Origin of the sequence: Actinomycetospora sp., from assembly GCF_036497245.1 — a bacterium.
Lineage (GTDB): Bacteria > Actinomycetota > Actinomycetes > Mycobacteriales > Pseudonocardiaceae > Actinomycetospora.
This window is the reverse complement of the sequence record NZ_DASXJS010000064.1, coordinates 1-20,607: the sequence shown is the minus strand read 5'-3', so window position 1 is coordinate 20,607 and position 20,607 is coordinate 1. Positions and strand designations below refer to the sequence as shown.

The following is a 20,607-nucleotide window of genomic DNA, read 5'->3' as shown; positions in this document are numbered from 1 at the left end:
GCCGTTCCGTCCGCACATCCCGGGCCGGTCGTGCCCATCGCGCTCTCGACGGCGTCGGTCTTCCCGGAGCCGATGTCGGCGGCCTTCGACGCCGCGGCCGAGCTCGGCTACGACGGCGTCGAGCTGATGGTGTGGAACGAGCCGGAGTCGCGTCAGCTGCGGACCGTGGCCCGCCACGCCGAGCGCACCGGGATGCCGGTCCTCGCGGTGCACGCACCCTGCCTGGCGATCACCCAGCGCGTGTGGGGCGCCGACCCCGCCGAGCGGCTGCGCCGCAGCGTCGTGCTCGCCGCCGGGCTGGGCGCGCCGACGGTGGTGCTGCACCCGCCGTTCCGCTGGCAGCGCCGCTACGCCACCCGCCTGCCCCGCCAGATCGACGAGCTGGAACGGGCCCACGGCGTCCGGGTCGCCATGGAGAACATGTTCCCGCTGCGCCGGGGCCGGATGGCCGTGTCCAGCTACACCCCGGGGCACGACCCGACGGTCCCGGGCGCCCGGAACTACACCCTCGACCTGTCCCACACCGCGACCGCGGGCGACGACGCGTTCGAGCTGCTCGAGCGCATGGGCGAGCGCCTGGTCCACCTGCACCTCGCCGACGGCAGCGGCCTCCCGAACGACGAGCACCTCGTCCCCGGACGCGGTACCCAACCGTGCGCGGACGTGCTGCGCCGGCTCGCGCTCACCGGATACGGCGGCACCGTCGTGGTCGAGATCTCGACGCGACGCGCCCGGTCGCGGAACGCGCGTCTCGACGCGCTGGCGGAGTCGCTGCTGTTCGCCCGGCTGCACCTCGGGAGCCGGATCCCGCGCTCGCGGACCTGACGTCGGGCGAGGGGCCAGGCCACGGCCGCTCGACGAGGGCACGTCACGCAGGTTCGCGTGCGCTGCGAGGTGTCTGGTGTGCTGCTGATCATGAGGGTGGTGTCGAGGCGGCCCGCGGCGGCCTGCGTGAGGTGCCCCTGATCATGCGTGGAGGGCTCGGGTGAGCGGTCGGCGCGGGACCCTAGGCTCGCGCACCATGACGACGGTCGCGGTGCTCGGAGGCGGACGGATCGGCGAGGCGCTGCTCGGCGGCCTGGTGGCGGCAGGGCACGACCCCGCCTCGCTCCTGGTGGTCGAGCGCGACACCCCGCGGGCCGACGACCTCGTCGCGCGGCTCGGGATCGTCGCCACCGACGCCGGCGACGCCGCCGGGCGGGCCGACGTCCTCGTCGTCGCCGTGAAGCCGCAGGACGTGCGGGGCGTCCTCGAGGCCGTGCCCGCCGGGCGCGACCGCATCGTCGTCTCGCTCGCCGCAGGCATCCCGACGGCGGCCCTGGAGGGCTGGCTGCCGGCGGGCACGCCGGTCGTGCGGGTCATGCCGAACACGCCGATGCTGGTCGGGCGGGCGATGTGCGTGCTCTCGCCCGGCGCCCACGCCGACGACGCCGCGGTCGGCACGGCCGAGACGCTGCTGGGCGCCGTCGGGGCGACCGTGCGCGTGCCCGAGGCACAGCAGGACGCGGCGACGGCGCTCTCGGGCTCCGGACCGGCTTACCTGTTCCTGGTCGCCGAGGCGATGATCGAGGCGGGTGTGGCGCTGGGCCTCCCGCGCCCGGTCGCGACGCAGCTCGTGTCGGCGACCGTGGACGGCGCGGGCGGGCTGCTGACCGACGACACCGACGGACCCGCCCACCCGGGCCTGCTGCGCGAGGCGGTGACCTCGCCGGGAGGCACCACCGCGGCCGCGCTGCGGGTCCTCGAGGCGCACGGCCTGCGGGCCGCGTTCGCGGACGCCGTCGAGAGCTGCCGCGACGCCTCGCGGGCACTGGGCGCGGCCTACGGCGGGTGAGTCCCCGGCCGTTCCGTTCGCCCGGATCGCCGACCGTTCGTCGTGATCGCGTCGTGGGCGGACGTGCGGCGTGTGCGCTTGACGCGCCGAGGCCTACGGCCACCGCACCATCAGGTCGAGCGATTCATCCGTCACATCCGTCTCGCTACTCTCCGATCAGCACGTGCGTGTCGAACCGCCGGAGGGGAAGACCGGCGGCACGACGGGTGCTCGGAAGGCGGTCGACCATGCCGCAGAATGCCGCCGCTGGGCGGAGGGACGACGGCGACCTGTCACGGGTGCAGTTCCTGACCGTGGCCGAGGTCGCCGCAACGATGCGAGTCTCGAAGATGACGGTGTACCGCCTGGTGCACAACGGGGAGCTTCCGGCCGTCCGCGTCGGCCGCAGCTTCCGTGTGCCCGAGGAGGCGGTGCACGAGTACCTGCGGGGCTCGTACATCGACGCCGGCTGAGGCCGGCACACGGCGCCGGTCCGTGACCGGCGCGGTACCACCCGGTGCCCGGGCGGAGTGCGGACTCCGCCCGGGTCACCGGTACGGTGGAGGCTTGCTGCTCGGGCCGCCCGGGCCTGCCAGTGCTCTCCACGAGAACGTCGCGAAGGGAACCCGTATGGGCTCGGTCATCAAGAAGCGCCGCAAGCGGATGTCGAAGAAGAAGCACCGTAAGCTTCTCCGTAAGACCCGCGTGCAGCGTCGCAAGCTCGGTAAGTGACCGGCTCCGGCCGGGTCTGACGGGTACGTGTCCGGCTTCGGCCGGGTCTGACCAGCCCGGCCGGCGCCGACGGCGGTCCCGCGGGTCCCACCAAGACGTCCGTACGCCCGCGTGTTCCCGGGAGACTCATGGCCCCGTCCGTCGTCCTCGTCACCGGAGTCGCCGGCCAGCTCGGCGGAGAGCTGGCGGCGCGCCTGGCAGCGGACCCCGCGATCGACCGTGTGCTCGGGGTGGACACCACCCCGCCCTCGCGCGACATGCGACGGCGGATGGGTCGCGCGGAGTTCGTCCGCGTGGACATCCGTAATCCCCTCATCGGCAAGGTCATCAGCACCGCGAAGGTCGACACGGTCGTCCACGCGTCGCTGTCCGGCCACCCGTCGGCTGCCGGCGGGCGCTCGATGATGATGGAGATGAACGTCATCGGGACGATGCAGCTGCTCGCGGCCTGCCAGAAGTCGGACACCGTCGGGCGGCTCGTCGTCCGGTCGACGACCAGCGTCTACGGCGCAAGCCCGCGGGACCCGGCGACGTTCACCGAGACGACCGAGCCGAAGGCGCTGCCGCCCGGCGGGTACGCGAAGGACGCCGTCGAGATCGAGGGGTACGTGCGCAGCTTCTCGCGGCGCCGCCCGGACATCCCGGTGACCACGCTGCGGTTCGTCAACTTCATCGGCCCGCGGGCCGACACGGCGTTCGCGCACTACTTCTCGCTGCCGGTGGTCCCGGTGGTGCTCGGGTACGACGCGCGGGTCCAGCTGCTGCACACGGAGGACGCGGTCGCGGTCCTGGAGCGGGCCACCCGGCACGAGCTGCCCGGCGTGTTCAACGTCGGCGCCGACGGCGTGCTCATGCTCTCCCAGGCGGTGCGCCGCGCCGGACGGATCACGCTGCCGATCCCGGAGCCGCTGGTGCCGTGGGTCGGCCGGATCACCCGTCGCGCCCGCCTCGTCGACTTCTCGCCCGAGCAGATGCGCCTGCTCAACTACGGCCGCGTGGTCGACACCACCAAGCTGCGGACCGAGTTCGGCTTCGAGCCCCGATGGACGACGGTGCAGGCGTTCGACGACTTCGTGGCCGGCCGGGCGCTGCGCCCGATGCTCGACACCGACCGCTACGTCGACATCGCCGAGTCGCTGGCTCTGCGCGCGGCGCACGCCCTGCCCGGCCAGGGTCCGCCGGAGCACGGGGAACCGGCCGAGCTCGAGACCAGCACCACGCCCGCGCTCACCCCGGTGCGCTGAGGGTGACCGACGTGACCGAGAGGAACGGCATGGGCGACGCCGAGGTGATCCCGCTGCGCGGTCCGGGCGGGCGCCCGCGACCCCGGCCGACCCCGCGCCGCCGCGGCATGACCGGACCGCCCGGTGGGGCGACCGAGGGTGGACCGACGAGCGGAGCGGACGGCGGGATCGTGGACGAGCAGGGCGCGCCGAGCGGCGAGGTGGCGTCGGCGCAGGCCGGTCCCCTGGCGCCGTCGGGACCCACCGAGCTGGAGTCGGCGGTCTCCGAGGTCGCCGACTTCCTGCGTCGCCGCTTCGCGGGCCGCTACCCGGTCGACGAGTTCGGCTTCGACCCGGACCTCAACGAGAACGTCATCCTCCCGGTGCTGCGCCCGCTCTACGAGCGCTGGTTCCGGGTCGAGACGATCGGGGTCGAGAACGTGCCCGCGCACGGCGGGGCGCTGCTCGTGGCCAACCACTCGGGGACGTTGCCCCTGGACGCCCTGATGACCGTCGTGGCGACCCACGACGACCTGCCGACCCCGCGCAACCTGCGGATGCTGGCCGCCGACCTGGTGTTCGGCATGCCCGGGTTCGGCGCGGTCGCGCGCAAGGCGGGCCACACCCTCGCCTGCAACCCGGACGCCGAGAAGCTCCTCGGTTCGGGGGAGCTCGTGGGCGTCTGGCCGGAGGGCTTCAAGGGCATCGGCAAGGCCTACGCCGACCGCTACAAGCTGCAGCGCTTCGGGCGGGGCGGCTTCGTCTCGGCGGCGCTGAGCACCGGCGCGCCGATCATCCCGTGCTCGATCGTGGGCGCCGAGGAGATCTACCCCAAGATCGGTGACCTCGGACCGATCGCCCGCCTGCTCGGCGTGCCCTACTTCCCGATCACGCCCACGTGGCCACTGCTCGGGCCGCTCGGCATGGTTCCGCTGCCCTCCAAGTGGTACATCGAGTTCGGCGAGCCGATCCGCACCGACCAGTTCGAGCCCGGCTCCGCCGACGACCCGATGCTGGTCTTCAACCTCACCGACCAGGTGCGGGAGAACATCCAGCAGACGCTGTACCGGCTGCTCTCCGGGCGGCGCAACGCCTTCCTCGGCTGACCGCCCGCCGGATCAGAAGATCGAGCTCCGGCGGCGGTAGGCGGCGCCCGCGGCGACCGCCCCGGCGACCGCGCCCGCCCCGAGCACCGACGGCACACCGATCCGGGCGACCTTGCGGCCCGAGCGGAAGTCGCGGATCTCCCAGGCGTTGCGCCGGGCGAGTCCACGCAGCTCGGCGTCCGGGTTGACCGCCACCGCGGTGCCCACGACCGAGAGCATCGGGGCGTCGTTGATGGAGTCCGAGTACGCCGAGCAGCGTCGCAGGTCCAGTCCCTCCCGGGCCGCGAGCGCGCGGACGGCGTGGGCCTTCGCGGGCCCGTGCAGCAGTTCGCCGACGAGGCGCCCGGTGTAGACCCCGTCGTGGTGCTCGGCGACGGTCCCGAGCGCCCCCGTCAGCCCGAGGCGGCGCGCGATGATCGCGGCGAGCTCGAGCGGCGTCGCGGTGACCAGCCACACCCGCTGGCCGGCGTCGAGGTGCATCTGGGCCAGTGCGCGGGTGCCCTCCCAGATGCGCTCGGCCATCAGCTCGTCGTAGATCTCCTCGCCGAGCTCGACGAGCTCGGACACCTCGCGGCCGGCGACGAACGAGAGCGCCATCTCGCGGTGGGCCCGGATGTCCTCGGGGGAGCCCTCCCCGCCGAGGCGGAACTTCACCTGCTGCCAGACGAAGCCCCGCAGGTCCGCCCCGGAGAAGAAGCTCCGCGAGGCGAGGCCACGGGCGAAGTGGAAGATCGACGCGCCCATCATCATCGTGTTGTCGACGTCGAAGAAGGCGGCCGCGGTCAGGTCGGGCGGGACCGATCCGAGGGTCGGCCCGACGGTCTCGGCGGCGGCCGCCGCGGCGGCACCGGCGTCCCGCGCGGCCTCGGTGTCCGATCCGGGCACGTCGAACACCGGGTCGGGACCGAGCTCGTCGGTACCCACCGCCGAGTCGTCCGGGTCCAGCACCGGGCTGTCGGTGCCGTGCGCCGAGGCCGCGGCGGCCGAGGCCTCACCGGCCCGCCGGGCGGCCTCGCGTCCTGCCGCCGCCCGTCGGTCGCGCCGGTCGCGCCGTCCTACCAACGCCCGACTCCTCCTCGCCTGCCGCGGAACCGCCCCGGTGGGAGGGCGCGTCCTGGTCCGCGGACCACCTTAGTGGTGCCGACCGATCCCGCCGGTCCGGGCCGTGGCCGGGACCCCGCTCAGCCGAGCGAGAGGCCGGGCAGCCCCGGGATCAGCGGCGGCAGCTGCACCTTGGGCAGTCCCGGGACGGGCACCGGCACCTGGATCGGCGGCTTCGTGCTGGTCGGCCCGGGCAGCGGCAGCTGCACCAGCGGCTTGTCCGAGTTCGAGTCCGAGTCCGAGTCGTTCGAACCGGACGAGGTCGACCCGGAGGTCGTGCTCGTCGTCTCGTCGGAGGTCGAGCGGCGTGTGGTCGGCGTCGAGGTCTTCGTCGTCGGGGCCGAGATTTCCGGTGCGGCAGGCTTCGCGGCCGCGTCCTGGCTCCGCGAGCACGCCGCCGAGGGCAGCGGCCCCAGGTCGTCGGAATCCGAGCCGCCACACGGGCTGCTGGACTTCTCGAACGCGGTGGCCCGTGCCTGCAGCTGCGACATCAGGCGCTGGGAGGCCGCGGCCTGGTCCTTGCCGCCCGCGGGCAGCGACGGGGAGAACCCGTCGATGGTCTGCTGCTGCTTGCCCGCCCACTCCGAGAGCAGCCCGGAGGGTGGTCCGGACGGCTGGTTGACCAGCGGGAGGAGCATCTTCGCGCCGGTCCGGGCCTGGTCGTCGAAGGCGTGCAGGTTGTCCGCGACGAGCGCAGCGTCGGCGTCGTCGGCACCGGATGCGGTCGGCCGGGGCCCGGCGGCGGTGGTCGAGTCCCGCTGGACGAGCTGCCCGATCTCGTCGAGGCGCAGGGCCGCCACGTCGAGGTGCTTGCGGGCCTTGGCCTCCTGGCCGGACGTCAGGCCGATCTCGGTGGACTCCGAGGCGCGCTTGAGCCCGTAGAGCATGTCGCCGGGCAGCGCGCCCCGCGAGAGCAGCACCGTGATGGCGCCGAGGGCGAGCACGCAGGCCATCCCGGCCATCGTCGTGGAGAGCAGCTTGCGCACGGTGGTGCCACGACGCGCGGCACGGCCCGGGCCCGCGGCCGTGGCGGCCGAACCGGGGCGACGGTCGCCGGGGCGGGCGGCACCGCGGCGCTCGGCGCGACGGCGGCCGTGGCCGGCGGGGGAGGTCTCCACGCGCTCGGTGCGGCGGGTCACGGGGGCCTGCGGGGACTCCTCGGCGATGGCGGCCATCAGGTTGGCGCGCATCCGCCGGGAGGCCTCGGGGTCGGGACCCGGGGTCGACCGGGCCGCGCGACCCAGCAGCTCGGCGACCCGGAGGTCCTCGTCGAGCTCCCGGTCCCCGAACTGGTCATGATCGCCGAACGGAGCCCCGGACGCGCCGGGGTGCGTGCGGCGACCGGGTGCGCGTCCGCGCATCCGTTCATCCCAGGCAGCGGCGAACCGCTCGTCTGCCTCGTCGCTACCGCTCGGCATGTCGTCCGTCCTCATCGTGCGCCCGTGCCATCCGGCACGAACCGTCGTCGTCGTACGTCGAAACGACCGGACGGGCCAGTGGTTACGAGATACACGCCGACGGGTGGAACTACATGCCTGTCACTCACCGCAAACCCTCGGGCAGCAGTTGAGCGAGACGTCGTACCGCACGGTGTTGGAGTGCCTTCACCGCGCCCTCGTTCCGCCCCATGATATGGGCGGTCTCGGACACGGAGAGTCCCTGGAGGAACCGTAGGGTGATGCATTCCTGCTGGTCCTCGCCGAGCTTGGCGACGCAGCGCAGCAGCTCCTCGTGGGTCGCGCCGGCGATGACCTCGCTCTCCGGGCCGGGCCGGTGCGAGTCGGGCGCGACGTCGGTGATCTCCGGCGTCGCCTGCTCGAGTCGGTAGCGGCTCGACTTGACGTGGTCGAGTACCAGGTTGCGGGCGATGGTGACGAACCACGCACCGATGTCGCGCCCCTGGTAGCTGACCGACGAGATCCGGCGGAACGCGCGGACGAACGTCTCCTGGGTGAGGTCCTCGGCCACTCCCCGGTCACCCAGCCGGTAGAAGACGAACCGGAAGACGACGTCGTGGTAGCGGTCGAACAGCCGCCCGAAGGCGTCGACGTCGCCGTCCTGGGTGGCCTTGACGAGCGCCCAGCCGTCGGCGACCTGCTCGTCGGCCTCCTCCAGGCCCGCACCCTGCAGGTCGGAGTCGTCCACCTCGGTCTGCTCGTCCTCGGCGGGCGCGCTCGCGGCGTCGGGCGCCTCGATCGGCGTGGTCGGCGGGTGGGCGGCGCCCGGCGCCGGCACCGGGCCGGTCGGCGCGCCCGTCGCGGGCGGAGGCCCGGCAGCGGGCGGAGGTCCGGCACCGGGCGGGGGCCCGGCACCGGGCGGAGGCCCGGGAGGCGGCGGACCGGGCGGCGGTCCCGGCGGAGGCGTCGGTGGCCCGGCCGGACGCGGCGGTGCGGGCGGGGCCGGGTGTCGACCGTTCACGCGCGGCAGGTCGGGGTGCGACGGGTGGTCGACCGGCCGCGGGGCAGGCGTCGACGGGCCGGGAGGCCGGTTGGCCTCCGGACCGCGCTGCTCCGGGTAGGGCGACCCGTAGCCCTGCTCGGGCGGGCCCTGGTGCATGCGCTCCGAGGTCGGCGACCCCGGGGCCGCCCGACCCGCCGTCACGGGGTCGTGGGGCTGCGGAGGGGTGTCGGTCATGGAAGCGGACCGGCCGGACCGGTCGCGCCGCTCGCGCTCCGGGTCCGGCATCCCGCGGGCTCCGACCGTCATCGCGCTCCGTCGGTCGTGGTCGGGGCGTCCGGGACGGTCGCCGTGGTGGCGACTCCCGTCGTCACGCCGACGCCGACGACAGCGGACAAGACGTTCTCCCTCGCTGGACGACCACTCGCTTCCGGCGGCGTGAGCCCGTCCGCGGCGGTCGGGGAGCACGCTGGGCACGGAGCATAACTGCGGGCCCGAGGCCCTCGTCACCGGAGCGCCACCCACCCGCACCAGGCTCGTTGACATGCACTTGACCTGCGGTGAGAGGTTCCGACCGCGCCGTCGGCGGTCCGGGTCGGTCTGCCAGACTCCCGATCGGGCGGACGTCGAGAGAGGACTGGTTCTGGCGTGTCCGAAGTAGTCAGCGAGGCAGGACTCCCTGTACGGGTGACCGTATTGGTCCGTGCGCAGTGCACGACGTGCGACCGGATGGAGCACGTCGTCCGGGAGGTCTGCGCCGAAGCGGGCGTCGGCTGGGAGCGCGTCGACATCGCCGACGCCGACCTCGACCTCCGCGGGGAGTTCGGCGACCGCATCCCCGTCACGCTGGTCGACGGTGAGGAGCACGCGTCGTGGAGCGTCGAGCCCGCCGCGCTCCGGACGGCGCTGTCCGCGTGACGGCTCCGCTGTCCACCGTCCCGGGCCTCGGCGCCCAGGCCGGCGGGACCGACGTCCCCGCGCTGCGGACGGCGACCTCGCTCGTGGTGCTCGCCCAGTCGACCTACCGGTCGCTGGCGGCACTTCCTGCCGGTGGCGGCGACCGCGCAAACCCGGTCGTCCGTGACCTGATCTCCGCGGCGGTCACCGCGCTCGGCGACGCCCGCTCCACCCTGGCCTCGGCCACCACGGGCGCGGGTGGCCGCGCCCAGACCGGGCCGGACCCGGTGTACGCCTCCGTCGTCGCCCAGGCCCTGCCGACGGTGCGCAGCCCCGCCGACGTCGTCGGGCTGGCGCTCACCCTCGAGGACGTCCTCGCGCAGACGCTGGTCGCCGACGCGGCAGGCCTGTCCACGCCCGCGCTGCGGGCCACGGTGCTGCGCCTGGGGTCCGCGGCCGCCGCCCGCAAGGCGAGCCTGCTGATGGTCAGCTCCCTGCTGTCCTCCGGGCGGTCCGACCTCGTGGTCGCGCCGCCGGACCTCACCGCGCTGCCCGCGGCCGTCGGGACGGTCGGCTTCCCCGACACCCGTTTCCCGACGGCGAAGGCCTCCCCGCCCGAGGAGGGGTCCGGGTGACCGGCCCGGTGTCCCGCCCGTCCCGGCGCCTCGTCCTCGGCTGGGGTGCCGCGGGCCTGCTGGGCGCGGGAGCGCTCGCCGCCTGCTCCGACTCGGCGCCCACCGCGCCCGCCGGTCCGTCGTCGAGCACTCCGGTCCCGAGTACCTCCGCCACCCCGGCGCGCCCGGACTACGTCGGCGACCAGCGCGGCGTCGCCCTGTGCGCCGCGCTCTCCGCGCTCGCCGCGAGCCTCTACTCCGGGGCCGTCGTCGCCGCGGGCGACGGCAGGCTCGGGCAGGTGCCCGGCGTCGTGACGGCCTTCCTCTCCGGGGCCGGGGCGCAGCACACCGAGCACGCCGCGGCGTGGAACGCGCTGCTCACCGCCGCCGGCAGGCCCGCCGTGTCCGGCACTCCGCTGTCGGTGGAGACGGAGCGCCGCGCCACGCTCGGGCGCGCCGCCGCCCCGACGGACCTGCTCTCGGTCGCCGTCGACGTCGAGGCGTCGGTGGGGGCCACGGTCCTGGCCCGTGCCGGGGAGTTCACCGACGCACGCGCGGCGGCCCTCGCGGCGACGGTCGCCCCGGTGGCGGCCATGCACGGCGCGACGGCGGCCTTCCTGCTCGGCAGGCCGACCGGGGTCACGCCCGGCCCGGCCGGCGCGGCCGTCGGACTCGACGCGCTGCTGCTCTGAGGCGGTGCCCTCCGTCGGTGGACGGGGTGACGGGCTGGCACACTGTGGGGGTCACGGCCGTGTGACGGCGTCGCGGTCCCCTCCGGAGACGGTCGGACCGACGCCGTGACCAGCGACTTTGTGCCTGTGTTCACGAGCGGTACCCTCGATTGGAAGCAGTCCAGGAAAGCTCGCGCAGGACGCAGCCCGTCGCCCGGGGCCAGGTGTCCGCCTCCGACGGGGCTGGACGCGGACCGACAGCAGTGGCACGAGGAGGCTCCCGGCGTGACGGTGGACGGGGGTGTACCGCGCCCCGTGACGGGTGGATCTCCCGAGGTCCCCGACACGTCGCGCACCCCGGTCCGCCGGGGCGCCGCCCGCGTGCCCGAGGCCACCGTCGAGCGGCTCGCCGTCTACCTGCGGGTTCTCAGCGAGATGCTCGCGCAGGGCGTCCCGACGGTGTCCAGCGACGTGCTCGCCGCGGCGGCCGGTGTCAACGCCGCGAAGCTGCGCAAGGACCTCTCGCACATCGGCTCGTCCGGGGTGCGGGGCGTCGGATACCACGTCTCCGGGCTCGCCGCCCAGGTCGAGACGGTGCTCGGGCTCACGCGCTCGAACGCGGTGGCGCTCGTCGGAGTGGGGAACCTGGGACACGCGCTCGCCGGGTACGACGGGTTCGCGGCCCGGGGCTTCGGCGTCTCCGCACTGTTCGACGTCGACCCGGCCCTGGTCGGGACGACGATCGCGGGGGTGGAGGTCCTGGACGTGGCCGAGATCCCCCGTGTCTGTGCCGAGCGCGGGGTCACCATCGGGGTGGTCGCGACGCCCGCGGCCGCGGCACAACAGGTCTGCGACGCGCTGGTCGGCGCGGGCGTGCAGAGCATCCTCAACTTCGCGCCGACCGTGCTGTCGGTGCCGGGCGGCGTCGAGGTGCGCAAGGTCGACCTGGCGGTGGAGATGCAGATCCTCGCGTTCCACGTCTCCCGCAGGCACGACAGGCTGGTCGTCGGGGCGACGGGGAACGAACCCGCCCCGAGCGACGCGACCGGGAAGGTGTTCGGATGAGTCTGCTGCTCGTGGGCGTATCGCACCGCACGGCGCCGGTGTCGGTGCTGGAGCGTGTCGCGATCTCCGGCGAGGACATCGCCAAGGTCCTCGACGAGCTGATCACCGGGGAGCACGTGTCCGAGGCCGTGGTGCTCTCGACGTGCAACCGTATCGAGATCTACGCGGTCGTGGAGACGTTCCACGGCGGCCTGACCGAGGTGTCCCGGGTCCTGGCCCGCCACGCCCAGGCCGACGTGTCGGACCTCACCGACCACCTCTACGTGCACTACGCCGGCTCCGCGGTCGAGCACCTCTTCTCCGTCGCGGCCGGGCTCGATTCCATGGTCGTCGGCGAGGCGCAGATCCTCGGCCAGCTGCGGGCGGCGTACTCCACCGCGCGTGAGCTGGGGACGGTCGGCACCGCGCTGCACGAGGTCGCCCAGCACGCGCTGCGGGTCGGCAAGCGGGCCCAGACCGAGACGGGCATCGACACCGCGGGCGCCTCCGTCGTCACCGAGGCGCTCGACGACGCCGAGCAGGCCCTCGGCGGCGAACTCGCCGGCCGCCGCGCCGTCGTGGTCGGCGCGGGCTCCATGGGCGGGCTCGCCGCGGCGGCGCTGCGCAGGCGCGGGGTGGGCGAGATCGTCCTGGCCAACCGCACCACCGAGCGCGCCGAGCGGCTCGCCGAGATCGTGGCCGCCGAGGGCACGCCGTCCCGCGTGGTCGCGCTCGACGCGCTGGCCCCGGAGATGGGGGCGGCCGACCTCGTCGTCGTGTGCACCGGCGCCGTCGGCACCGTCCTGGGGCTGGAGACGGTCCGCGCCGGACTGTGCTCGGCGCCCTCCGCGCACCACGCCGGACGGCCGCTCGTCGTCTGCGACCTGGGGCTGCCCCGCGACGTCGACCCCGAGGTCGGCGAGCTCACCGGGGTCACGCTGGTGGACCTGGCCACCCTCGGCGCCCGCCTGCATCAGGCCTCCGCGGGCCAGGCCGTCGAGGCCACCCGTGCCCTGGTCGTCGAGGAGGTCCGCGGCTACCTGGCCGCGCAGCGCTCCGCGGAGGTCACCCCGACCGTCACCGCGCTGCGGCGCCGCGCCGCCGAGGTGGTCGACGCCGAACTGCTGCGCCTCGACGGCCGCCTGCCGGGGCTGGAGTCCGATGTGCGCGGCGAGGTCGCGAAGACCGTGCGCCGCGTCGTCGACAAGCTCCTGCACACCCCGACGGTGCAGGTGAAGCGGCTCGCCCAGTCGCCGGGCGGCGACACCTACGCCGAGGCGCTGCGCGAGCTGTTCGAGCTCGACCCGCAGGCGCCCGCCGCGGTCACCTCCGGCCCGAGCGGCTCGGGGATCACGGCCGAGGGCGTCCCGACCTCGGACTCGGCCCGGCTCGGCGGCGATGAGGTCGACCAGGCCCTGGCCGCCAACCCGGTGCTCGACGGGGTCGCCCCCGAGAGCCCGGAACCGGCGGCCCTGCGCGTCCCGGGAGGCACCTCGTGAGCGCCCCGGCCCCGCCGGCCACGATCCGGATCGGGACCCGCGCGAGCCTGCTCGCCAAGACCCAGACCCGCACGGTCGCCGACGCCCTCACCGCCCAGGGCGCCACCGTGGAGATCGTCGAGATCTCGACGTCGGGCGACCGCTCGCAGGCCGCGAACACGCCGATCGCCCAGACCGGCGTCGGGGTGTTCACCTCGGCGCTGCGCGACGCGCTCCTCGACGAGCGCATCGACGTGGCGGTCCACTCCTACAAGGACCTCCCGACGGCGGGTCTGGCCGGCCTCGTGCTGGCCGCCGTCCCGGAGCGCGCCGACCCCCGCGACGTCCTCGTGGCCCGCGACCAGATGGTGCTCGGCCAGCTGCCCCCGGGCGCCGTCGTCGGCACCGGCTCACCCCGGCGCGCCGCGCAGCTGCACGCGCTGGGTCTGGGCCTGGAGGTCGTCGGGATCCGGGGCAACGTCGAGACGCGGATCCGGAAGGTGACCGAGGGCGAAGTCGACGGCGTCGTCCTCGCGCGGGCCGGGCTCGCACGGATCGGTCGGGCGGGCGAGGCCACCGAGGTCCTCGACCCGCTGCAGATGCTGCCCGCCCCGGGGCAGGGAGCGCTCGCGGTGGAGTGCCGCGTCGCGGACACCGAGCTGGAGAGCTTCCTGGCCGCGACGCTGCACGACGAGTCGACGGCCGCAGCGGTCACCGCGGAGCGTGCCGTGTTGAAGGAGCTCGGGTCACCGTGCGCCGCAGCGATCGGCGCGCTCGCCGACATCGTCGAGGATCTGGACGACGACGGACGCATCGTGGAGAGGTTGTCTCTACGGGCGTTCGCCACGACGGCCGAGGGGGCGCTGGTGCGCAACTCGGCCATGGGAGAGACGAAGGACGCTGAGCAGATCGGGCGGTCCCTGGCCGCCGAGCTGCTCGCCGACGGGGCGCAGCCGCGCGGCGCCGAAGGTGCCTAGGCGCCGGCCGCACCGTCGCAAGGAGAGAAAAACGATGGGACGAGACAGGACATGACCGCACCCCCCTCCACCACCGCCGGCCGAGTCGCCTTCGTCGGCAGCGGGCCCGGCGACCCCGGGCTGCTGACCGTGCGCGCCCGCGAGGCGCTGGCGTCCGCGACCTACGTCGTGGCGGACCCGGGCGTGCCGGCCGACGTGGTCGCACTGCTCTCGGACGCCCCCCGCCCGGTCACCGTGCGCCACCCCGGCGGCGGCGCCGAGGTCTCCCCGCTCGCCGACCTCGAGGGGTCGTTCGCGGACGGGGCCGAGGTCGCCGAGGCGCTCCCCGAGGATCCCTCGGCGCTCGCCGAGCACCTGGCCGCGCAGGCGCGCGACGGCGAGTCGGTCGTCCGGCTCGTCGAGGGCGACCCGCTGACCCGCGAGTCCGTGATCACCGAGGTGCGCGCGGTCGCGGCGGCGGCGGTCCCGTTCGACGTCGTCCCGGGGATGCCGGCGAGCACGGCCGTCCCGGCCTACGCCGGGGTCGCGCTGGGCTCGGCGCACACCGCCGCCGACGTCCGCTACGGCCTCGACTGGACCACGCTCGCCGTCGCTCCCGGTCCGCTCGTGCTGACCGCGACCGCGACCGACCTCGCCGCGACCTCCGCGTCGCTCGTGGAGAACGGCTGGAAGCCCGAGACGCCTGCGCTGCTGACCTCGCAGGGCACCGAGTCGAAGCAGCGGACCGTCACCTCCTCCGTCGACAAGCTCGCCACCGACGGCACCGACCTCGACGGCGCGCTGACGATCACCGTCGGGGACGCCGCGGGGGATCGCGCGGCGCTCTCCTGGTGGGAGTCCCGGGCGCTCTACGGATGGCGCGTGCTGGTGCCGCGCACCAAGGACCAGGCGGGCGCGATGAGCGACCGGCTGCGGGTGCACGGCGCGGTCCCCGAGGAGGTCCCGACGATCGCCGTCGAGCCGCCGCGCTCGCCCGCGCAGATGGAGCGCGCGGTCAAGGGCCTGGTCGACGGGCGCTACCAGTGGGTGGTCTTCACCTCGCAGAACGCCGTGCGCGCGGTGTGGGAGAAGTTCCAGGAGTTCGGGCTGGACGCCCGCGCGTTCTCCGGCGTGAAGATCGCGTGCGTCGGCGAGGCCACCGCCTCGGCGATCCGCGCCTTCGGCGTGCACCCCGAGCTGGTCCCGGACGAGCAGACCGAGCAGTCCTCCGAGGGACTGCTCGACATCTTCCCGCCGCACGACGACGTGCTCGACCCGGTGGACCGCGTCCTGCTGCCGCGCGCCGACATCGCCACCGAGACACTCGCGGAGGGCCTGCAGGCCCGCGGCTGGGAGATCGACGACGTCACCGCGTACCGCACCGTGCGTGCGGCGCCGCCGCCCGCGCCGACCCGCGAGGCGATCAAGACCGGCGGCTTCGACGCGGTGTGCTTCACCTCGTCGTCCACGGTCCGCAACCTCGTGGGTATCGCAGGCAAGCCGCATGCGCGCACCATCGTGGCGTGCATCGGGCCGAAGACCGCCGAGACCGCGGTCGAGTTCGGCCTTCGTGTGGACGTCAAGCCCGACCTCGCCGAGGTACCGGCGCTGGTCGAGGCGCTGGCCGCGCACGCGAACAAGCTGCGGTCCGAGGGCGCGCTGCCCCCGCCCCGCAAGACCAAGGCCCGCAAGCGCTAGGTGCCTTCGGCTCACAAGGCCGAAGGCCACCTCTGGAGTAGCCATGTTCCCCACCGACCGGCCCCGCCGGCTGCGCACCACCCCGGCGCTGCGCCGCCTCGTCGCGGAGACCGATGTCCGGCCGCGCCACCTGGTGCTGCCGGTCTTCGTCGCCGAGGGCCTCGACGCGCCGAAGCCGATCTCGTCGATGCCCGGCGTCGTGCAGCACACCCGCGAGACGCTGCGCAAGGCGGCCGCCGAGGCCGCCGCCGCGGGGCTCGGCGGGATCATGCTGTTCGGCGTGCCCGCGCACCACGACGCGACCGGCTCCGGTGCCGTCGACCCCGGCGGCATCCTCAACGTCGGGCTGCGCGAGGTCCGCGAGGAGGTCGGCGACGCCCTGCCGGTCATGGCGGACACCTGCCTCGACGAGTTCACCGACCACGGGCACTGCGGGGTGCTCGCCGCGGACGGCTCGGTGGACAACGACGCGACCCTCGAGGTCTACGCGGACATGGCGGTCGCGCAGGCCGAGGCGGGCGCCCACGTCGTCGCCCCCAGCGGGATGATGGACGGGCAGGTCGGCCGCATCCGCGAGGCCCTCGACGCCGCCGGGCACACCGACACCGCGATCCTCGCCTACTCGGCGAAGTACGCGAGCGCCTTCTACGGCCCGTTCCGCGAGGCGGTGGACTCCCAGCTGACGGGGGATCGCCGCACCTACCAGCAGGATCCGTCCAACGCCCGCGAGGCGCTGCGCGAGACCACGCTGGACCTCGCCGAGGGCGCCGACATGGTGATGGTCAAGCCCGCCATGGGCTACCTCGACGTGCTGCACTCGGTCGCGGAGGTCTCCGACGTGCCGGTCGCGGCCTACCAGGTCTCGGGGGAGTACGCGATGATCTCCGCCGCCGCCGAGCGGGGCTGGATCGACCGCGAGCGCACCATCCTCGAGACGGTCACCGGCATCCGGCGAGCGGGGGCGGACATCGTGCTCACCTACTGGGCCACCGAGCTGGCCGGCCGGTTGGACCGATGACCATCCGGGTGCCCGCGTCGTTGGACCGGGCATGAACGACGTCGTGCGCGAGGTGACCCCGCCCCGCGAGGAGCCGGGCCGCCCCCGGGTGGTGACCGCCGCGATCTGGCTCTGGGGGGTGCTCGGCGTCCTGCTCGTCCTCACGGCCCTGCTGTTCGCGGTGGCCCTGGTCATCGGGACCGTCGACCCGAACACCGGGATGGGCTCACTCGTGCTGACCGCGATCGTGCTCGCGATCGTCGGCGCCGGGACGCTGGTGGCGACGCGGGCCCTGAGCGCCGGATCGCGCCCGGCCCGCGCGGCGCTGACCGGGATCGGGGTCGTGCTCGCCGTCGCCGGACTCGTCCAGCTGACCTTCCTCGGGGTGGGCGGGGTCTACTTCGTCGCGTTCGCGGCGGGCGCGCTGCTGCTGCACGTGCCGGCGGCCCGGTCCTACTTCTCCGCGTGACGGGCGAGGTGAGCCCGGTCGGCAACGACGAGGTGCGCTTCGCCGAGCCCGGCGCACCGTGGTGGCCACTGCTGATCGGCCCGGTCGTGGCGGTCGGCGGCCTGTTCCTCGACCGGCTCGCACCCGGTGGCGCGAGCCCGTGGGCGTGGGTCGTCATCGGCCTGGTGCTGTTCCTGCCGATCGCGCTGATCGTCCGGACCCGCAGGCGACTGCTCGCGGTCCGGCTCACCCCCGACACGTTGGTCCAGGGCGACGAGTCGGTGCCGACGGCGGGCATCGTCGGCGTCCGCCCGGCCGACGGCAGCGGCCGGCTCGGTCCCCGCCCGTTCGGTGGCCATCCCACCGTGCCCCGCCACCTCGGCGTCGTCGTCGTGACCCTCGAAGACGGGACCCGGCGGGCGGCCTGGGCCCGTGACGCCGACGGCCTGCACGCCGCGCTGAGCCGGGTGCTCGCCGACCGCGCCCCGTCGCCCGCGGAGGGCTCGTGAATCGCCGCGCGGCCGTGACCGCGGTGGTGGCCGTGCTGCTCCTCGTCGCCGGGGTGGTCTGCCTGATGCGCGGGATCGACACCTCGCCGGCCACGGGCGGGCTGCTCGTGGCCCCGGTACCGCTCACCCAGGTGCTCGGCGGCTGGGTGACCGGTGGCGTGGTGCTGGTCACCGCGGCGGTGGTCTGTGCGATCGACGCCGTCGCGCGGTGGCGGGCGGTGCGCTCGTCCTAGCGGGCGGCCCGCTCCCCGGCGGACGACGGTCACACCGGTCGGCCTGGGAGGATGGCGTGCGTGAGCAGCGCTCCCCCGACGGCAGCCGGGCCGGTCACCCGCTCGGCTGAGCTCTTCGCGCGTGCCGAGGCGGTCGTCCCCGGCGGCGTCAACTCCCCGGTGCGTGCCTTCCGCTCGGTCGGCGGCACCCCGCGGTTCATGTCCTCGGCGCGGGGCGCGTGGCTCACCGACGCCGACGGCAACCGCTACGTCGACCTCGTCAGCTCCTGGGGACCGATGATCCTCGGGCACGCGCACCCCGCCGTCGTCGAGGCGGTCCGCGAGGCCGCCACGCGGGGGCTGAGCTTCGGGACCCCGACCGAGGGCGAGGTCGCGCTCGCCGAGGAGATCGTCCGGCGGGTCGAGCCGGTCGAGCAGGTCCGCCTCGTCAACTCGGGCACCGAGGCGACGATGAGCGCGATCCGGCTGGCCCGTGGCTTCACCGGCCGCAGCGTCGTCGTGAAGTTCGCCGGCTGCTACCACGGTCACGTCGACGCGCTGCTCGCCGAGGCGGGCAGCGGCGTCGCGACCTTCGGGCTGCCGTCCACCCCCGGCGTCACCGGCGCGCAGGCCACCGACACCGTCGTCCTGCCCTACAACGACCTCGACGCCGTCGCCGCCGCCTTCGCCGAGCGCGGCACCGAGATCGCCTGCGTCATCACCGAGGCCGCGGCCGGGAACATGGGCGCGGTCGCTCCCGACGACGGGTTCAACGCCGGGCTGAAGCGCCTGTGCGCCGCGCACGGGGCGCTGCTGGTGGTCGACGAGGTGATGACGGGCTTCCGCGTCTCGCCCGCCGGCTGGTACGGCCTCGAGGGCGTGGCCGGCGACCTGTACTGCTTCGGCAAGGTGATGTCCGGCGGGCTGCCCGCTGCGGCGTTCGGCGGGCGCGCGGAGATCATGGACCACCTCGCCCCGGCGGGCCCGGTCTACCAGGCAGGCACGCTCGCCGGGAATCCCGTCGCGGTGGCCGCGGGCCTGACGACGCTGCAGCACGCGACCGACGACGTCTACGCGGCCCTCGACGCGGCCGTGGACCGGCTGCACGGGCTGGTCGGCGACTCGCTGGACGCCGCCGGAGTCGAGCACACGATCCAGCGGGCGGGCTCGCTGATCTCGATCCGGTTCGCCGGCGAGCCGGGCCGGAACTTCGAGGACATGCGCGACGCGCAGACCTGGCGGTTCCCGCCGTTCTTCCACGCCCTGCTCGACCGCGGCGTCTACTTCCCGCCGAGCGTGTTCGAGTCGTGCTTCGTGTCCGCGGCGCTCGACGACGACGCGTTCGCCGTCATCGCCGACGCGCTGCCGCACGCCGCCGCCGCAGCGGCCGCCGCGACCCCGCCGGAGGAGCAGTGACGTCGGCGGGCGCGCCCGGCCGGACGCTGGTCCACCTCGTCCGCCACGGCGAGGTCCACAACCCCGACGGTGTCCTCTACGGCCGCCTGCCCGGCTACGGGCTCTCCGAGACCGGCCGGGAGCAGGCCCGTCGGGTCGCCGAGCACCTCGGTCCGGCGGACGTGACCGCGCTGCTCGTCTCACCGATGCAGCGCGCGCAGGAGACCGCGGTGCCGATCGCGGAGAAGCTCGGCGTCGAGCCCGTCACCGACGACCGGCTCATCGAGGCGGCCAACGCGTTCGAGGGGCACCACGTCGGGGTGGGCGACGGCGCGCTGCGCAGGCCGGAGTTCTGGCCGCTGCTGCGCAACCCGTTCCGTCCGTCGTGGGGCGAGCCCTACCTGGAGATCGCGCACCGCATGCTGGGCACGGCGCACCGGGCGCGGGCGGCGGCCGCGGGCCACGAGGCGGTGTGCGTGTCCCACCAGCTGCCGATCTGGACACTGCGCCGCTTCCTCGCCGGCCAGCGGCTCTGGCACAACCCGACGCACCGGCAGTGCGCGCTCGGGTCGGTGACCACGCTGGTCTTCGACGACGAGTCGCTGGTCGACATCGGGTACGCCGAGCCCAGCGGGACGTCCGACCCGTCGCGGACCGGGGCATGAGGTCGGGAGGGGCGCGAGCCCGGGGGCGGGCGCTGCTCGTGCTCGCGGTCATCGGGCTGGCCCTGCTCGCGGGGTGCTCGTCGGGCTCGTCCGACGACGGCGGGTTCCGGTTCGTCGCGCCGGGCGGGCAGACGCAGATCGCCTATCCGGAGGCGCAGCGCCGCCCGCTCGCCCCGATCGCGGGGGACTCGCTGCTCGCCGAGGGTCAGCGGCTCTCCAGCGCGCAGTTCCGCGGCCAGGTCGTCGTCGTCAACATCTGGGGCTCGTGGTGCGGGCCGTGCCGCGGTGAGGCCCCGGCGCTCGAGCAGGTCGCCCGGGCCGCGGCGCCCCGGGGCGTGCAGTTCCTCGGCGTCGACGTGCGCGACGACCGGCAGGCCGCCGCCGACTTCGTCCGCAGCCGGGGGGTGACCTACCCGTCGCTCTACGACCAGTCCGGCCGATCCCTGCTCGTGCTGTCCGGCTACCCGCGCAACGCGGTGCCGTCGACGATCGTGCTCGACCGCTCGCACCGGGTCGCGGCGGTCTTCCTCACCGCGGTGCTCGCGAGCGACCTGCAGCCCGTCGTCGACCGGATCGCCGCGGAGCCGCCCGCTCCCGCGACGGGGTGACCTACGACATCCGGTAGGACGATGTCCCCCGCCCTCACGCGGC

The 20,607-nt window shown here is 74.9% G+C and carries 23 protein-coding genes; 20 read left to right on the top strand and 3 right to left on the bottom strand.

The window, feature by feature from the left end; all coding sequences use genetic code 11:
• Nucleotides 1-72 precede the first annotated feature (72 nt).
• The 6 genes from VGI02_RS07085 (at nucleotide 73) to VGI02_RS07060 (ending at nucleotide 4,874) form a co-directional block, all read left to right on the top strand.
• Nucleotides 73-825, top strand: a complete 753-nt coding sequence (locus VGI02_RS07085; RefSeq protein ID WP_331626595.1) for a sugar phosphate isomerase/epimerase family protein — start codon at nucleotides 73-75, stop codon at nucleotides 823-825.
• A gap of 196 nt (nucleotides 826-1,021) precedes the next feature.
• Nucleotides 1,022-1,834 carry a pyrroline-5-carboxylate reductase gene (gene proC / locus VGI02_RS07080; protein WP_331626580.1) on the top strand — a complete coding sequence of 271 codons (813 nt, stop codon included), beginning with the start codon at nucleotides 1,022-1,024 and terminating at the stop codon, nucleotides 1,832-1,834.
• Nucleotides 1,835-2,061: 227 nt separating this feature from the next.
• Entirely contained in the window at nucleotides 2,062-2,286 is a 225-nt protein-coding gene (locus VGI02_RS07075; protein ID WP_230730359.1) for a helix-turn-helix domain-containing protein, read from the top strand.
• A 157-nt stretch (nucleotides 2,287-2,443) separates the two neighbouring features.
• On the top strand, nucleotides 2,444-2,545 hold the full coding sequence (locus VGI02_RS07070; protein ID WP_010241351.1) for a 30S ribosomal protein bS22: 102 nt from the start codon (nucleotides 2,444-2,446) through the stop codon (nucleotides 2,543-2,545).
• Nucleotides 2,546-2,673: 128 nt separating this feature from the next.
• Nucleotides 2,674-3,789: an NAD-dependent epimerase/dehydratase family protein gene (locus VGI02_RS07065; RefSeq protein ID WP_331626579.1), complete on the top strand. Its 1,116-nt coding sequence runs from the start codon at nucleotides 2,674-2,676 to the stop codon at nucleotides 3,787-3,789.
• A gap of 29 nt (nucleotides 3,790-3,818) precedes the next feature.
• On the top strand, nucleotides 3,819-4,874 hold the full coding sequence (locus tag VGI02_RS07060; RefSeq protein WP_331626593.1) for a lysophospholipid acyltransferase family protein: 1,056 nt from the start codon (nucleotides 3,819-3,821) through the stop codon (nucleotides 4,872-4,874).
• A 12-nt stretch (nucleotides 4,875-4,886) separates the two neighbouring features.
• Here the strand turns inward: VGI02_RS07060 and VGI02_RS07055 are convergent, their stop codons facing one another.
• The 3 genes from VGI02_RS07055 to VGI02_RS07045 all read right to left on the bottom strand — a co-directional run bounded on the left by VGI02_RS07055 (nucleotide 4,887) and on the right by VGI02_RS07045 (nucleotide 8,120).
• Nucleotides 4,887-5,768 carry an HAD family hydrolase gene (locus VGI02_RS07055; RefSeq protein WP_331626592.1) on the bottom strand — a complete coding sequence of 294 codons (882 nt, stop codon included), beginning with the start codon at nucleotides 5,766-5,768 and terminating at the stop codon, nucleotides 4,887-4,889.
• 287 nt (nucleotides 5,769-6,055) lie between these two features.
• Nucleotides 6,056-7,393, bottom strand: coding sequence for a DUF5667 domain-containing protein (locus tag VGI02_RS07050; RefSeq protein WP_331626578.1), 1,338 nt, complete (start codon nucleotides 7,391-7,393; stop codon nucleotides 6,056-6,058).
• A gap of 124 nt (nucleotides 7,394-7,517) precedes the next feature.
• Nucleotides 7,518-8,120, bottom strand: a complete 603-nt coding sequence (locus VGI02_RS07045) for a sigma-70 family RNA polymerase sigma factor (RefSeq protein ID WP_414638212.1) — start codon at nucleotides 8,118-8,120, stop codon at nucleotides 7,518-7,520.
• A gap of 939 nt (nucleotides 8,121-9,059) precedes the next feature.
• Between VGI02_RS07045 and VGI02_RS07040 the strand changes: the two genes are divergently transcribed.
• The 14 genes from VGI02_RS07040 to VGI02_RS06975 all read left to right on the top strand — a co-directional run bounded on the left by VGI02_RS07040 (nucleotide 9,060) and on the right by VGI02_RS06975 (nucleotide 20,564).
• Nucleotides 9,060-9,290 carry a glutaredoxin family protein gene (locus VGI02_RS07040; RefSeq protein WP_331626577.1) on the top strand — a complete coding sequence of 77 codons (231 nt, stop codon included), beginning with the start codon at nucleotides 9,060-9,062 and terminating at the stop codon, nucleotides 9,288-9,290.
• On the top strand, nucleotides 9,287-9,904 hold the full coding sequence (locus tag VGI02_RS07035; RefSeq protein ID WP_331626576.1) for a hypothetical protein: 618 nt from the start codon (nucleotides 9,287-9,289) through the stop codon (nucleotides 9,902-9,904). Before VGI02_RS07040 ends, VGI02_RS07035 begins: the two co-directional genes overlap by 4 nt.
• Complete coding sequence (locus VGI02_RS07030) at nucleotides 9,901-10,575, top strand: hypothetical protein (protein ID WP_331626575.1); 675 nt, start codon at nucleotides 9,901-9,903, stop codon at nucleotides 10,573-10,575. The genes VGI02_RS07035 and VGI02_RS07030 overlap by 4 nt, the downstream gene beginning before the upstream one ends.
• 294 nt (nucleotides 10,576-10,869) lie before the next feature.
• Nucleotides 10,870-11,619 (top strand): redox-sensing transcriptional repressor Rex, encoded by a 750-nt coding sequence (locus VGI02_RS07025; RefSeq protein WP_331626574.1) that lies wholly within the window; start codon nucleotides 10,870-10,872, stop codon nucleotides 11,617-11,619.
• On the top strand, nucleotides 11,616-13,097 hold the full coding sequence (locus tag VGI02_RS07020; protein ID WP_331626573.1) for a glutamyl-tRNA reductase: 1,482 nt from the start codon (nucleotides 11,616-11,618) through the stop codon (nucleotides 13,095-13,097). Before VGI02_RS07025 ends, VGI02_RS07020 begins: the two co-directional genes overlap by 4 nt.
• Complete coding sequence (gene hemC / locus VGI02_RS07015) at nucleotides 13,094-14,053, top strand: hydroxymethylbilane synthase (RefSeq protein ID WP_331626572.1); 960 nt, start codon at nucleotides 13,094-13,096, stop codon at nucleotides 14,051-14,053. The genes VGI02_RS07020 and hemC overlap by 4 nt, the downstream gene beginning before the upstream one ends.
• 51 nt (nucleotides 14,054-14,104) lie before the next feature.
• A complete protein-coding gene (locus VGI02_RS07010) occupies nucleotides 14,105-15,730 on the top strand; it encodes a bifunctional uroporphyrinogen-III C-methyltransferase/uroporphyrinogen-III synthase (protein ID WP_331626571.1) in 1,626 nt (541 codons plus the stop codon).
• A gap of 43 nt (nucleotides 15,731-15,773) precedes the next feature.
• On the top strand, nucleotides 15,774-16,748 hold the full coding sequence (gene hemB, locus VGI02_RS07005) for a porphobilinogen synthase (protein ID WP_331626570.1): 975 nt from the start codon (nucleotides 15,774-15,776) through the stop codon (nucleotides 16,746-16,748).
• 31 nt (nucleotides 16,749-16,779) lie between these two features.
• Nucleotides 16,780-17,196, top strand: a complete 417-nt coding sequence (locus VGI02_RS07000) for a hypothetical protein (RefSeq protein WP_331626569.1) — start codon at nucleotides 16,780-16,782, stop codon at nucleotides 17,194-17,196.
• Nucleotides 17,193-17,684 (top strand): transport-regulating membrane protein Mce1N, encoded by a 492-nt coding sequence (gene mce1N / locus VGI02_RS06995; protein ID WP_331626568.1) that lies wholly within the window; start codon nucleotides 17,193-17,195, stop codon nucleotides 17,682-17,684. The genes VGI02_RS07000 and mce1N overlap by 4 nt, the downstream gene beginning before the upstream one ends.
• On the top strand, nucleotides 17,681-17,917 hold the full coding sequence (locus VGI02_RS06990; protein WP_331626567.1) for a hypothetical protein: 237 nt from the start codon (nucleotides 17,681-17,683) through the stop codon (nucleotides 17,915-17,917). Before mce1N ends, VGI02_RS06990 begins: the two co-directional genes overlap by 4 nt.
• A 60-nt stretch (nucleotides 17,918-17,977) precedes the next feature.
• Nucleotides 17,978-19,312: a glutamate-1-semialdehyde 2,1-aminomutase gene (hemL, locus tag VGI02_RS06985; RefSeq protein ID WP_331626565.1), complete on the top strand. Its 1,335-nt coding sequence runs from the start codon at nucleotides 17,978-17,980 to the stop codon at nucleotides 19,310-19,312.
• Nucleotides 19,309-19,956 (top strand): histidine phosphatase family protein, encoded by a 648-nt coding sequence (locus tag VGI02_RS06980; protein ID WP_331626564.1) that lies wholly within the window; start codon nucleotides 19,309-19,311, stop codon nucleotides 19,954-19,956. The genes hemL and VGI02_RS06980 overlap by 4 nt, the downstream gene beginning before the upstream one ends.
• Nucleotides 19,953-20,564 carry a TlpA family protein disulfide reductase gene (locus VGI02_RS06975; protein ID WP_331626563.1) on the top strand — a complete coding sequence of 204 codons (612 nt, stop codon included), beginning with the start codon at nucleotides 19,953-19,955 and terminating at the stop codon, nucleotides 20,562-20,564. Before VGI02_RS06980 ends, VGI02_RS06975 begins: the two co-directional genes overlap by 4 nt.
• Nucleotides 20,565-20,607 lie beyond the last annotated feature (43 nt).

Coding starts and splice junctions, on each gene's coding strand:
- VGI02_RS07075 (WP_230730359.1), top strand. CDS start 2,062: ATGCCGCAGAATGCCGCCGCTGGGCGGAGGGACGACGGCGACCTGTCA.
- hemB (WP_331626570.1), top strand. CDS start 15,774: ATGTTCCCCACCGACCGGCCCCGCCGGCTGCGCACCACCCCGGCGCTG.
- VGI02_RS07070 (WP_010241351.1), top strand. CDS start 2,444: ATGGGCTCGGTCATCAAGAAGCGCCGCAAGCGGATGTCGAAGAAGAAG.
- VGI02_RS07060 (WP_331626593.1), top strand. CDS start 3,819: ATGGGCGACGCCGAGGTGATCCCGCTGCGCGGTCCGGGCGGGCGCCCG.
- VGI02_RS06975 (WP_331626563.1), top strand. CDS start 19,953: ATGAGGTCGGGAGGGGCGCGAGCCCGGGGGCGGGCGCTGCTCGTGCTC.
- proC (WP_331626580.1), top strand. CDS start 1,022: ATGACGACGGTCGCGGTGCTCGGAGGCGGACGGATCGGCGAGGCGCTG.
- VGI02_RS07065 (WP_331626579.1), top strand. CDS start 2,674: ATGGCCCCGTCCGTCGTCCTCGTCACCGGAGTCGCCGGCCAGCTCGGC.
- VGI02_RS07085 (WP_331626595.1), top strand. CDS start 73: ATGTCGGCGGCCTTCGACGCCGCGGCCGAGCTCGGCTACGACGGCGTC.
- VGI02_RS07010 (WP_331626571.1), top strand. CDS start 14,105: ATGACCGCACCCCCCTCCACCACCGCCGGCCGAGTCGCCTTCGTCGGC.
- VGI02_RS07000 (WP_331626569.1), top strand. CDS start 16,780: ATGAACGACGTCGTGCGCGAGGTGACCCCGCCCCGCGAGGAGCCGGGC.
- VGI02_RS07020 (WP_331626573.1), top strand. CDS start 11,616: ATGAGTCTGCTGCTCGTGGGCGTATCGCACCGCACGGCGCCGGTGTCG.
- VGI02_RS07050 (WP_331626578.1), bottom strand. CDS start 7,393: ATGCCGAGCGGTAGCGACGAGGCAGACGAGCGGTTCGCCGCTGCCTGG.